This is a genomic window from Chryseobacterium lathyri (assembly GCF_003290185.1).
Taxonomy (GTDB): Bacteria; Bacteroidota; Bacteroidia; order Flavobacteriales; family Weeksellaceae; genus Chryseobacterium; species Chryseobacterium lathyri.
The window spans coordinates 12,173-25,470 of record NZ_QNFY01000015.1; the positions used below are offsets into that span (position 1 = coordinate 12,173).

Sequence of the window (13,298 nt, forward strand, 5' to 3'; positions counted from 1 at the left end):
TACAGCAGGAAACAGATTTTTTGTATTAAGTCAACGAAATACCTTTGCCTGTAAAATAACACTATTCATAAAATATGTACACCCTCTATTTTGTACTTTGGTACCCCGGTAATACTTATTTCAACAGTAAATGAGAACAGCAGTTTCAATGCTGCTCCTATTTCATCCATTTTCTGGTTAGGCTGGCGTTGCGTAATTGGTATCTCTGCAGTATCTAAAACCTGTGAAAATTTGTTGAGAACCGGTGAGTGTGTCATTAATCTTCCTTCAGAAGATCAGGTGGGAATGGTTAATAAGCTTGCTCTGACAACGGGTTCTAATCCTGTTCCTCAAGGAAAGAAAAGTAAAGGATACCGTCACGAATCCCGAAAATTTGAAATTGCCGGAATGACGCCTGTTGAATCTACATTGGTTAATTCCCCCAGGATATTAGAATGTCCGGTACAAATGGAAGCCCGTCTTATTAAAATAAATCTATTGGCAGAGGATAATGAGATCCAGCGCGGAAATATTATCTATGCTGAACTGAAAATAGTAAGGGTGCATATGGAAGAATCCATACTGATGGACGGCCTTCCTAACCGGGTTGACCCGGACAAATGGCGCCCGCTTATCATGAGCTTTCAACAATTTTATGGACTTGGTATGAAGCTTCATGAGTCTACATTAGCCCAGATCCCGGAAGAACTTTATCGTACCGCTGAATTTAATTCTATTCAAGAAAGTAAATAAAAGTGGAGATAGTTTTCAATAAGGTAATCATTTATTAAATTTGTTGTGTCTGTAAAAGTTTAAAAATCAACAGAAATAATAATCTTTAAATATTTATTTAATTCGTAAAACAAAAAGATGATTACCAAAAGAACAGATTCTTCCAATATAGATTTCCAGAATTTAGTCAAACTCCTGGATGCTGATCTTGCAGTACGGGATGGAGAAGATCATGAATTTTATCACCAGTTCAACTCAATCGACATGTTGAAAAACTGTGTAATAGTTTACTCTGATGATACGGCGGTGGGCTGTGGTGCTTTCAAACCTTTTTCTGAAGATACGGTAGAAATAAAAAGGATGTATACGGATCCAGAAAGAAGAGGCAAAGGTTTTGCTTCGAAAATATTGAATGAGCTGGAAATCTGGGCCAAAGAAGAAAGATACAACAGATGCGTTCTGGAAACAGGAATCAAACAACCCGAAGCTATTGCATTGTATGAAAAATCTGGGTATAAGAGAATTCCCAATTATGGACAGTATATCGGGATTGATAATAGTGTATGCTATGAGAAAATATTGTAAAATTTTCAAAAATTAGAGATAACTATTAATATTCAGGTAATACTAAATTCATTTTTTCTAAGCTTTTAAATCACGTCAAAGTGTTATATTGTGGTTCCAAACCATAAAATTAAAACTATGAAAAAAAGAGTATTTTACCTCTTGGCATTGGTTTTTGTTTTGAATTCATGTACCAGAGATGAACTGCAAAACGAAAATCCTGTCATTGAAGCTGTTCAGAAAGATCCTTTGACGGGAAAGCAGATCAATGCAGAAATTAATAACACGATCAAGAACACCGGATCTTTTAACTGGAAAAATGCTTCAGATCATCTGCTTTGGAGTGCGATTTTCAGGGGAAACAGAATTGTATCCATCGGATTTGGTTCTTCAAAGGATGATTTTGACAGAAGTCTTTCTCCTGACAACAAAACAATGGAAGCCGAAATTTTAGGACTGATTCAGCAATATGAAGGTGTTGAGCAGACTAGATTTCTGATTTCTTCCGATCAGTATCTTAATCAGATGGATGTTATCATAGACAAAGAAGAAACCATCACAGCATTAAGAAAGATGAAAAACATCCGGTATGTGGAGCCGGGGGATTATCATTATTTTGAAATAGAAAACAGCCTTAATTCTAATGCAAAGTCCTCCAGTGGCTCATCAGGATGCGGATTTGAATCTACAGCTTTAAATGCTGCAGATTATACTACTACTGCTCCCAATGCCAAAGTGCCATGGGCATTTACGAAACATAATATTCCAAATGCGTGGAGCTATAGTACAGGAGCAGGAGTTACCATAGGGCTTATTGATACCGGAGTTTCACCGGAACAGACATTGCTGGGAAGCAGTTTTAATACAGGAGCGTCTTCTGGAAGAACAATTAGTAAATTTGGATCATATGTCAACGGATCTACTACAGACGGACCAGCAGATCAGTGCGGGCACGGAACAAAAATGGCTTCAGTGATGGCAGCCCCGAAAAATAATGCAGGACTTCCTGTAGGAGTTGCTTACAATGCCAATCTCATCACTTACCGTGCAGCTTCCAATGTGGTGCTGGAAACTTCCAGTGAGCAAAATGGAGTAAAAACAGCATTTACGGATCTGGCGAATAATACCAGTGTAAAGATCATTTCCATGTCAATGGGACATATTTTCTCGGTAGGAAAGATTGAAGATGGAGTGAAATACGCTTATTCAAGAGGAAAACTAATCTTTTGTGCAGGAGGAACCTCTACCAGTTTTACCAATTTTGTGGGTGTTATTTTTCCGGCAAGCATGTCTGAAACACAGGCTGTAACCGGAGTAAAAGAAGGAACATCCAACCAGAAATGTGACGTTTGCCATTCCGGAAGCCAGATCGATTTTACTTTCCAGATGGAAAGAGCCAACGGAAATACCGTTCCTGTTTTAAGCTATTATAACAATCAGGCAGATTATGTAGGCGGTTCATCCGTAGCAACAGCTGCCACGGCTGGAATTGCGGCTCTTGTCTGGGCTAAAAACCCTTCATGGACAAGAGATCAGGTACTCAATAAAATGAGACAGTCTGCTACGTATTATCCCACAGTGAATTCAAGCTACGGCTATGGAAATATCAATGTCCTGGCAGCTGTGCAATAATTTTTAAGTAAAAATACCAGGGAATATCTCAGTCTCCTAATTGATCAACAGGCAGAATTATATTTCAATTCTTTGAAAAATTATCTTACTTGATGATCAACTGATACAGATTGGTGATATTCCCTTCTTTTGAAACCTCCAATATCTTGCCTTCAGGAGGTAAGGCTTATCCTATCCTTACACTGGTCATGCTTAATGATCCGCCAATCAGTTCGTCATTAAATAAAGATAGATTCTCAGCATGATCTTTTAAGCCTAAGGTGTAAATCAGCGGAAGATAATGATCCGGTGTAGGAACCGCGTATTGCAGAAATGTTCCCTGCTTCTGATAGTCTATGATATTCTGAAAATTCCCATCCAGAAGCCAGTTATTTGTTTTTTCTCTGGCTTCCACAGCCCAGTCCCAGCCGGCGCCTACCTTATCGATATTCTTCCAGTCAATCAGCCGGAGATTATGGACGATATTTCCACTTCCTATAATGAGGATTCCTTTTTCACGGAGCTTATTCAGTCTTTTGGCCAGATCGAAATGATATTGTGGTGGCTTGGTATAATCTATGCTCAGCTGGATCACGGGAATATCAGCTTCCGGATACATATGTTTGATCACCGACCATGCGCCATGGTCAAGTCCCCAATTGTGATCTTCCTCTACCAAAACAGGGGCTAAAAGCTCAGCTGTTTCTCTCGCCAGTTCCGGGCTGCCCGGAGCAGGATACTGTACATCAAATAATGCTTTCGGGAAACCACCGAAGTCATGAATCGTTCTCGGCATATCCATCGCAGTTACAAAAGTGCCCTGCGTATACCAGTGTGCAGAAATACACAGAATAGCATTAGGTTTAGGAATCTCCTGTGCTGCCTTTCGAAATCCCTGTACAAACTGGTTTTCTTCAATGGCGTTCATCGGTGAGCCGTGCCCGAGAAATAAAACGGGCATTCTTTGAGTGTTACCAAAATTGTTGCTGATATTTTGCAGATCGTTAAGGTTCATGATAAGAATATAATTAAAAAGGTCCAAGGCTTTTAGAAATCCCTGAACCTTTTATGTTTTAATTGGTATAGATATTTTTGGAGAATCTCCCCAAAACTCAATTTTTATTATGCCTGTTTTACAAACTGTAATTCTCCGGCAACTTTTACTTCGTCGCTTACCATTACACCTCCAGCTTCAAGAGCTGCATTCCAGTTCAGACCAAAATCTTTTCTGTTGATCTTTCCTTCAAAAGAAAATCCAGCTTTCGTATTTCCCCATGGGTCAACATTGATCCCTCCGAAGTCTACATCCAAAGTAATAGGTTTTGTAATACCATTTACGGTAAGGTTTCCTGTTACTTTATCATTTAAAGCCTGAGATTCAAATGTGATGGAAGGATATTGTTCTGCATTGAAAAATTCTCCGGATTTTAAATGATTATCTCTGTCTGTATTATTGGTAAATACAGAATCAGTCTGGATAGTAGCTGTCGTTTTAGCATTTGCAAAGCTATCATCCTCAGCTTCAATTTCAGCGTTGAAAGTTCTGAAACTTCCTTTTACATTAGAGATCATCATGTGTTTTACTTTAAAAGTAATTTCACTATGTGTTGGGTCTAGGTTCCATTTTGTTGCCATTGTATTGTATTTTTTGTTTGTTATTAATACTGCAAATGTAGGGCGGAGATCATATACAAATCATTGATTTAGGTTAAGAAATGAAATAACTCCAATTTTAATGTGAATCGTTAATTTGCTTCGCAAGTGAAATGTCAATTATTTACGCTATAAAATTCACTATTGACCATTCACCCTAATTTTAATGTGAATCGTCAATTTGCTTCGCAAGTGAAATGTCAATTGTTCATGCCTATAAAATTCACTATTGACCATTCACCCTAATTTTAATGTGAATCGTCAATTTGCTTCGCAAGTGAAATGTCAATTGTTCATGCCTATAAAATTCACTATTGACCATTCACCCTAATTTTAATGTGAATCGTCAATTTGCTTCGCAAGTGAAATGTCAATTGTTCATGCCTATAAAATTCACTATTGATACTTCATCATTCACCCTAATTTTAATGTGAATCGTCAATTTGCTTCGCAAGTGAAATGTCAATTGTTTATGCCTATAAAATTCACTATTGACACTTCACCATTCACCCTAATTTTAATGTGAATCGTCAATTTGCTTCGCAAGTGAAATGTCAATTGTTTATACCTATAAAATTCACTATTGATAATTCACCATTCACCTAATTTCCCAACTATTAAGTTAAGAATTTATTTTTATCAATGCATTAATCCTGTTTTATGAATGTTTTATTTAACATTTATTAACGGATGATTTTTATTTCTTATTTTTGAAGGATTCAATTTTATACAATGAAATTACATAGATTTTCTTTATTGATGCTGGTTTTGGGCAGTTCTGCAATCGCGCAGACCCAAAAATTTACAATGGCGGAGGCAGTAAATGGACTCAGAACGAATCTTGCCGTAAAAAATATATTCCAGTTCTCATGGGCTGCAGATGGTAAATCATATATTCAGGCTGTAAAAGGCGGTTATCTGATTACTGATCTGAAGACTAATAAACAGGATACTTTAGTTTCTTTGACCCAACTGAACAGGTCATTTTCGGATGCTAAGCTAAAGGCAGTTCCTCAAATCAAATTTATCGGAGGTTCAAGCGGTTATTTCAACGCGAACGATAAAATGTTCTGGATCGAAAAATCGGGAAACGACTGGAAGATAAAGACAACAGCTGCAGTTGATGAAAATGCTTCCAATATGAAAATGTTCGGAGATAACCAGACCTTTGCCTTTACCATAAAGAATAATTTATATATCAATAAAAACGGTAAAACAATTGCTGTAACCAATGATTCTGATGAAAATATCATCAATGGAGGTGCAGCGGTTCACAGAAATGAGTTTGGAATTGATACAGGAATTTTCCCGTCTCCTAATTCTGATGCTGTAGCATTTTACAGAATGGATCAGACGATGGTGGCAGATTATCCTGTTATTGACTGGTCGATAACGCCTGCTGTAAATCATAATATCAAGTATCCTATGGCAGGGCAGAAGTCCCATGAAGTCACTTTGGGAATTTATAATATCAAAAATCAGTCAACTACTTTTCTAAAAATTGAAGGTGAAAAAGATCAGTATTTAACAGCTGTTACGTGGAGTCCGGATTCAAAATATGTTTTTGTAGGTGTTCTGAATCGCGGACAGAATCATTTAAAGATGAACCAGTACGATGCTGTTACAGGAAATCTGGTAAAAACCTTATTTGAAGAAACCAGCGATAAATATGTGGAGCCTCAGCATCCGCTTACTTTCTTCCCGAACTCCAATACAGACTTCATCTGGCAAAGCCAGAGAACAGGTTATAATCACCTGTTCCATTACAGTCTTGAAAAAGGTCTCGTTGCCCAAATCACGAAAGGAGACTGGCTGGTAACTGACATTCTAGGCTTTAATGAAAAGAAAAAAGAGATCTACTTTACATCTACCAAAGAGACACCGCTTGAAAAGCATTTATATAAGATCAACTGGACAAACTTTAAAATGCAGCGAATGGATGATGCATCTGGTGTACATACAGGAATCCTGAGCAGTGACGGGAATTATCTGTATGATACCTACAGCAATGCAGGCACACCAAGGTCTGTGAATATTATCAATACCAATACTGCTAAGTCAATCAATATTCTTACTGCAGAAAATACATTAAAAAATTATCAGAGGCCTGAAATTAAAAATGTGGAATTAAAAGCGGATGACGGAACACCGCTTTACGGAAAGATTATTCTCCCTACAGATTTTGATGCCACTAAAAAATATCCGGTAATTGTTTATCTGTACAACGGGCCACACTTGCAGCTGGTAACCAATACATTCCCTGCATCAGGAAACCTTTGGTACGAATATATGGCCCAAAACGGGTACATTATTTTCACCATGGACGGAAGAGGTTCTGCCAACCGTGGAATGAAGTTTGAGCAGGCTGTTTTCAGAAACCTGGGAACAACAGAAATGAACGATCAGATGAAAGGAGTGAACTATTTAAAATCTCTTCCTTATGTAGATGCCCAGAGAATGGGGATTCACGGATGGAGCTTTGGCGGATTTATGACGACAAGTTTCATGCTTCGTCAGCCTGATGTTTTCAAAGTGGGGGTTGCCGGAGGTCCGGTGATCGACTGGAAAATGTACGAGATCATGTATGGTGAAAGATATATGGATACACCTCAGGAAAACCCTCAGGGGTATGCCACGGCTAATCTATTGGATAAAGTTCAGAATTTAAAAGGAAAATTACTGATGATCCACGGTGCCCAGGACGATGTGGTGGTATGGCAGCATTCCATCAAATTTATAAAGTCCGCGGTAGACAATGGAGTTCAGCTGGACTACTTTGTTTATCCGGGACATCCGCATAATGTGATCGGGAAAGACAGGGTTCACCTGATGCAGAAAGTGACAGATTATTTTGATCAGTATCTTAAGAAATAATAGTGAAATCCAGCCTTTAGGCTGGATTTTTTATTGGTAACAGTATTCTTTAATAGCAAATCCGTTCTTAACAAACATCAATGTTTCTGAGCTTTTTCATCCGTAATTTTGTGTATCTAAAATCTAAAAATATGGAATTAGGAATAGGAATGTTTGGGGACCTGGCTTTTGATCAGGCTACCGGAAAATATAGAGATGCAGGCGTGAAGATCCGTGAAATACTGGATCAGGTAAAATTAATGGATGAGGTAGGCATTGATGTTTTTGCAATGGGAGAACATCACCGTCCGGATTATGCAGTTTCGTCACCGGAAATGGTATTGGCAGCAGCAGCGAGCATCACCAAAAATATAAAGCTGGCAAGCGGAGTTACGGTGTTAAGTTCTTCAGAACCCGTGAAAGTATATGAAGACTTTTCAACTTTGGACCTGATCTCAGACGGAAGAGCTGAAATATTTGTCGGAAGGGGAAGTTTTATCGAATCGTTTCCGTTGTATGGCTATTCACTGAATGATTACGAAGAACTTTTTGACGAAAAACTTGAATTGCTGCTAAAGATCAACTCAGAAGAAAATGTAACCTGGTCAGGAAAACTTCGTGCGCCAATGCAAAACCAGACTGTTTATCCGAGAGCTAAAAACGACGGAAAATTATCGATCTGGAGAGCAGTAGGTGGAACTCCGCAATCTGTTTTAAGTGCAGCAAAATTAGGAATGCCATTGGTGGTAGCCATCATTGGAGGGATGCCGGTACAGTTTAAAAATCTGGTTGAATTTTACAAGCAAGAGTATCAGAAAGCAGGGCATGACGTATCCAAAATGCAGATCGCAATTCATTCACACACGTTTGTAAGTAATGATCAGGCTGTAGTGGACGGATATTTCAATAATTATAAATCTCAGATGGACAGAATCGGGGCAACCAGAGGCTGGGCTCCTTATACGAAAATGCAGTATGACGGCGGAAGAGCTAGAGAAGGCGCCCTGTTCATCGGAAGTCCTGCAGAAGTGGCTGATAAAATCACCTACATGAAGGAGATTTTTGGCATTACAAGATTCATCGGGCATATGGATATTGGTGATCCTGCTCACGATATTATGATGAAATCTATTGAACTGTTCGGGGACGAAGTAAAACCGGCTATTCAGGATTTATAAACTATTAATTCTAAGCAGAGAATTTCTTAATGGACGTAGTTATTTTTTATCATCTTTCATTAAAGCTTTAGCTGAAAATTTGAAAATGTATTAATTAATTGTATTTTTGGTTAAAACAATACAATGAGAAATATTCTGATTGTCTTATTTACTTTTGCTTGTACAGTTATTGCCGCTCAAAATGTAGAAAACATTGCAAAAGAGGTAAAAGAAGAAGGAATTGCACTTTATCACAGTGAAATGGCTAGCTGGTACGGCACAGATATTTTTAGAGAGAATTATGATAAAATGGACAATGTGGGTGGATATTTCTCTTACGTGGATAAGACAGTTCCCAAATGCATTTTCTTTTCTAAGAATAATAAAGTGATTGCAACGATATCTTTTCCTGCAAATTTTAATCCGAAGGATGCTAAAAAAGATTTCAACGAAAGAGAATTTACAGCTACTGAGAATGATTATTTTAACATTCGACAGAAGGCATTGACAAGAGTTCAAAACGATACTATTTTTAAAAATTATAAAAATGCAAGTCTTAATTTGATTCCTGTCATTAAAAATAATATTAAGAAAGTATATATAGTGACGGGGCCTTCTATTGCAAATATTGTCATATTCGGAAATGATTATCTGATCACTTTTAATGATAAAAATGATATTCAGAATGTAGAAAAAATGCATCAGGGAATGATTGTTCAAAAAATCAAAGATGATGATGGTGAATCCAGTGGTGGAGCTCACACTCATATTCTGGAGAATTGGCAGACAATAACACCAACCGATATCTGTACACTAATGCTTTATCAAAGATTTACAAATTGGGGGAATTATAGTGTAGTTTCAAAAAAATATATAAGCCTTTGGGATAACAAATCAAATAGCCTAACTATCATGAAATCCGAAGACTATGATAAAATAGCTAAAAAAGAAGAAGAAAAAAATAAATAAAATTATCCGGATATCTTAACTAATAAATTAAAAATATTTAGAGTTTTAAGCAAAAATAAACTGCAGAACAGCTGCAGTTTATTTTTTTAATGTAAAATTAAATAGTGCTTATTACATTTTATACAATCACAATCAAGCTTCTTTTTTCATCCTTTACGATAATGAGGGCAGTTTATGACATGTGATATTGTCTGCTGGATTTCCATATCTACTTATAATATTCTACTTTTACAAAAAAAACAATGCAGGAACCGTCAAAAGATCCGTTACACGGGAAAAGGCTAGATGCTATTCTAGAAGAACTGGTAGAATATTACGGAGGCTTCGAGAAACTTGGCGAGCAGATCAATATAAAATGCTTTACAGATAATCCAAGTATTAATTCTTCTTTGAAATTTCTGAGGAAAACAGATTGGGCCAGAGCAAAGGTAGAAAGCCTGTATCTCTATGTATTGAGACAGAAAAAGCGGGATGAAACAAAGAACGGGAAATAAAAAGGTGCTCTTTTTGATATTTTTGTTTTAACATCTTTTCCAAAGTCAATCATTTCAAAAATAGTATATTTGTGCCGTTAATCGTGAAAAAAATCACGAAAAAAAAGATAAAATATGACAATTGAAAACAACCATGTTGTAGCAGTAAGTTACGTACTTCACACGATCGAAGAAGATGGAAGTAAAATTCTTGTAGAAGAAACAACAGCAGAAAGCCCACTTACATTTTTATATGGTGTAGGAATGATGATTCCAAAGTTTGAACAAAATATCCTTGGCCTGAAGGCTGGTGATAAAGCAGCTTTTGTTATTCAGCCTGAAGAAGCTTACGGAGAAAAAGATCCTAATTCAATCGTGCAGTTGCCTATCGATATGTTTCAGGAATCAGGAACTCCGCCTTTAGGCGCTATTTTGCCTTTATCAGATGGGCAGGGAAATAATTTCCAGGCATTTGTGTTAGAGGTAACCCCTGAAGCAGTAGTGGCAGACCTTAACCATCCAATGGCGGGGAAAGTTTTAGATTTCCAGGTAGAAATTGTAAATACACGTCCTGCGACGGAAGAAGAACTGGCACATGGTCATGTTCATGGAGCTGACGGAACAGAAGCCCACTAAACTATAATCAATGTCCGGATTTTTTCGGACATTTTTTTTATTCTAAAAATTCCCCACTCACGTAAAACCAACGGTTTTGAATCATTTTGAATTTTGATAATTCATGATGGATTTGCTCATGTCCTTCTTCATCAGTATAAAAGGCTTTAAACTCAACTTTGCTGACAGAAGGTTTATCTATAATTTCCAGTTTTGTCCATTCGTTAATCTCTCCCCATTCCTGCAGATCTTCTATGTTGTGGAATTTTCTTTTTGCCGGAGATGTAGTTTCCATCAGGTATTTTCCGTTCGGAATGGCAAATGCAGAAAATCTGGAACGCATCAGGGCTTCCGCAGTTGGAGCATATTTTTCTCCGATGTGATAAGGTCGGCAGCATTCTTCGTAAAGTTTTCCTGAACAGCAGGGACAATCCATTTTTATTTATTTTATTGAACAGCAAAAGTAAAAATTTTATCAGTAGGAATGGGCTTTAGCCCATTTACATAAAAAAAGAAGCATCCAATCGGATGCTTCTCAATATAATTTATTTAATAAAACCTCTGTTTCTCAATAAAGGTTTGATATCAGGATCATGTCCTGTAAAATCTCTGAATGCCTGGTTAAGGTCTACAGAGTTTCCTACAGAAAGAATATATTTTCTGAAACGGTCGCCATTTTCTCTTGTCAGGCCTCCATTGTTTTTAATCCACTCCCATGCATCATTATCAAGGGTTTCAGACCATAAATAAGCATAATATCCAGCTGAATACCCTCCGCCCCAGATATGGGCAAAATAAGGAGTATGATATCTTGGTGGTACTGTAGCTAAAGTAAACCCATGGCTGGCTAACGACTGTTTTTCAAAATCCAGAACAGGAATCAACTGACTTTCATTCGTCACGGTATGCCAGTCCATATCCAGAGCTGCTGCAGAAACAAGTTCTGTCGTCATATATCCCTGGTTGAATGTAGCTGCCTTTTTAATTTTTTCAACTAAGGCCTGAGGAATTGGTTGTTTTGTTTCGTAGTGAAGCGCATAATTTTTAAGAACGACAGGATCTAAAGCCCAGTGCTCATTGATCTGTGAAGGGAATTCCACGAAATCTCTAGGAACACTTGTTCCTGAAAGTGACGGGTATTTCTGACTTGCAAACATACCGTGGATTGAATGTCCAAACTCGTGGAACATTGTGGAAACATCATCGTAGCTAATTAGTGACGGCTTTCCTGGAGCCGGCTTCTGATAATTATAACAGTTTACAATCACAGGTTTGGTTCCTAAAAGATAAGACTGCTCAACAAAATTGCTCATCCATGCACCTCCATTTTTAGAATCTCTGGTATAGAAATCAAGATAATAAATCGCGATAGATTTTCCATCGTGGTCAAAAACCTCATAGGTTACTACATCCGGATGATAAACCGGAAGATCGGTTCTCTTTTTAAAAGTAAGCCCATAGAACTTTTCAGCAGCATAGAAGACTCCTTTTTCCAAAACAGTAGTTACCTCAAAATAAGGCTTGATCTGGTTTTCATCAAGATCATATTTTGCTTTTCTTACCTGCTCAGCATAGAAATTCCAGTCCCATGGCTCTACTTTGAAACCACCTTTCTGCTGATCGATCAGATCCTGAATATCTTTTGCTTCACGTTTTGCCGTTTCTACTGCTGGTGTAGCAATTTGGTTCATTAGTTTTGTAGCTGCTTCAGGTGTTTTGGCCATCTGGTCCTGAAGTTTCCATTCAGCAAAGCTTACTTTTCCTAAAGTCTGAGCTTTTTTAAGTCTCAGTTTAGCTAGTTTTTCAATCGTTTCACGGGTATCGTTTCCGTCACCCTTTTCAGCTCTGAGCCACGATGCTTTGAACAGTTTTTCTCTTGTAGCTCTGTTCTTAAGATTTTGAAGAAGAGGCTGTTGTGTAGTATTCTGAAGGGCAAGAAGATATTTTCCCGGTTGTCCTGCAGTTTTAGCATCCGTTGCAGCTGCTTCGATTTCGTCGGCTGAAAGTCCGTCAAGTTCTTTAGCATCAGAAAAAAATACACCTCCCTGCTTTCTGGCTTCCAATAGCTTATTGGCATATTGAGTGGAAAGTGAAGCGAGTTCCTGATTGATCTGCTTTAGTTTTTCTTTATCAGCAGAAGAAAGATTGGCTCCTGCAATTTCAAAATTCTGCTTATAATACTGAACCAGTTTTTTGCTTTCAGGATCTAAACCGTCTTCTTTAATAGACTTAATTCTTTTATATAAATTTTCATTCAGGTACATTTTATCAGAATGCGCTGCAAAAATAGGAGCATATTCTTCATCCAAAGCCTGAAGGGTAGGATTTGTATTAGCGCTTGTAAGATTTGAAAATACAATAGTGGCTCTTTTTAAAACTTCACCGCTTTTTTCAAGGGCAACAATAGTGTTTTCAAAAGTAGGAGCTTCCGGATTATTTGCGATCTTCAGGATCTCAGCATCATGCTGTTTAAGTCCGAAATCAAATGCAGGTTTGAAATGTTCATTTTTAATTTTATCGAATTCCGGAGCTTCATACTGAAGCTTGCTTTTCTTCATAAAAGGGTTTGAAGATAAGGATGGATCGGTAACAGGAATCTCCTGTTGAGTATCGGTTTTCTTCATTGTAGTACAAGATTGGTTAAGTGCCAGGGCAGAAATTAACAATACCGATGAAATATTTTTCATAAATT

Annotated in this window: 12 protein-coding genes; 8 read left to right on the forward strand and 4 right to left on the reverse strand. The window is 37.5% G+C overall.

Annotation, left to right across the window (positions count from 1 at the left end):
- Nucleotides 1-90 precede the first annotated feature (90 nt).
- The 3 genes from DRF61_RS18885 to DRF61_RS18895 all read left to right on the forward strand — a co-directional run bounded on the left by DRF61_RS18885 (nucleotide 91) and on the right by DRF61_RS18895 (nucleotide 2,907).
- Nucleotides 91-732, forward strand: a complete 642-nt coding sequence (locus DRF61_RS18885; protein ID WP_202974507.1) for a flavin reductase family protein — start codon at nucleotides 91-93, stop codon at nucleotides 730-732.
- Nucleotides 733-849: 117 nt separating this feature from the next.
- Nucleotides 850-1,296 carry a GNAT family N-acetyltransferase gene (locus DRF61_RS18890; protein ID WP_111959960.1) on the forward strand — a complete coding sequence of 149 codons (447 nt, stop codon included), beginning with the start codon at nucleotides 850-852 and terminating at the stop codon, nucleotides 1,294-1,296.
- Between the two features lie 117 nt (nucleotides 1,297-1,413).
- Complete coding sequence (locus tag DRF61_RS18895) at nucleotides 1,414-2,907, forward strand: S8 family peptidase (protein WP_111959962.1); 1,494 nt, start codon at nucleotides 1,414-1,416, stop codon at nucleotides 2,905-2,907.
- Between the two features lie 166 nt (nucleotides 2,908-3,073).
- Here the strand turns inward: DRF61_RS18895 and ygiD are convergent, their stop codons facing one another.
- Both ygiD and DRF61_RS18905 read right to left on the reverse strand, forming a co-directional pair.
- Complete coding sequence (gene ygiD / locus DRF61_RS18900; protein ID WP_111959964.1) at nucleotides 3,074-3,901, reverse strand: 4,5-DOPA-extradiol-dioxygenase; 828 nt, start codon at nucleotides 3,899-3,901, stop codon at nucleotides 3,074-3,076.
- A gap of 107 nt (nucleotides 3,902-4,008) precedes the next feature.
- Entirely contained in the window at nucleotides 4,009-4,521 is a 513-nt protein-coding gene (locus tag DRF61_RS18905; RefSeq protein ID WP_111959966.1) for a YceI family protein, read from the reverse strand.
- A gap of 750 nt (nucleotides 4,522-5,271) precedes the next feature.
- Here DRF61_RS18905 and DRF61_RS18910 point away from each other — a divergent pair.
- The 5 genes from DRF61_RS18910 (at nucleotide 5,272) to DRF61_RS18930 (ending at nucleotide 10,627) form a co-directional block, all read left to right on the forward strand.
- The gene (locus DRF61_RS18910; RefSeq protein WP_111959968.1) at nucleotides 5,272-7,413 is read left to right on the forward strand and encodes a S9 family peptidase; all 2,142 of its coding nucleotides are present in this window, start codon (nucleotides 5,272-5,274) and stop codon (nucleotides 7,411-7,413) included.
- Between the two features lie 131 nt (nucleotides 7,414-7,544).
- Nucleotides 7,545-8,570, forward strand: coding sequence for an LLM class flavin-dependent oxidoreductase (locus tag DRF61_RS18915; protein ID WP_111960211.1), 1,026 nt, complete (start codon nucleotides 7,545-7,547; stop codon nucleotides 8,568-8,570).
- A gap of 123 nt (nucleotides 8,571-8,693) precedes the next feature.
- Nucleotides 8,694-9,518: a hypothetical protein gene (locus tag DRF61_RS18920; protein WP_111959970.1), complete on the forward strand. Its 825-nt coding sequence runs from the start codon at nucleotides 8,694-8,696 to the stop codon at nucleotides 9,516-9,518.
- A 242-nt stretch (nucleotides 9,519-9,760) separates the two neighbouring features.
- Entirely contained in the window at nucleotides 9,761-10,012 is a 252-nt protein-coding gene (locus DRF61_RS18925; RefSeq protein WP_111959972.1) for a VF530 family protein, read from the forward strand.
- 114 nt (nucleotides 10,013-10,126) lie between these two features.
- Nucleotides 10,127-10,627 carry an FKBP-type peptidyl-prolyl cis-trans isomerase gene (locus DRF61_RS18930; protein ID WP_111959974.1) on the forward strand — a complete coding sequence of 167 codons (501 nt, stop codon included), beginning with the start codon at nucleotides 10,127-10,129 and terminating at the stop codon, nucleotides 10,625-10,627.
- 37 nt (nucleotides 10,628-10,664) lie between these two features.
- Here the strand turns inward: DRF61_RS18930 and DRF61_RS18935 are convergent, their stop codons facing one another.
- Nucleotides 10,665-11,042 carry a YchJ family protein gene (locus tag DRF61_RS18935; protein WP_111959976.1) on the reverse strand — a complete coding sequence of 126 codons (378 nt, stop codon included), beginning with the start codon at nucleotides 11,040-11,042 and terminating at the stop codon, nucleotides 10,665-10,667.
- 109 nt (nucleotides 11,043-11,151) lie between these two features.
- Nucleotides 11,152-13,293: a M3 family metallopeptidase gene (locus tag DRF61_RS18940; RefSeq protein WP_111959978.1), complete on the reverse strand. Its 2,142-nt coding sequence runs from the start codon at nucleotides 13,291-13,293 to the stop codon at nucleotides 11,152-11,154.
- Nucleotides 13,294-13,298 lie beyond the last annotated feature (5 nt).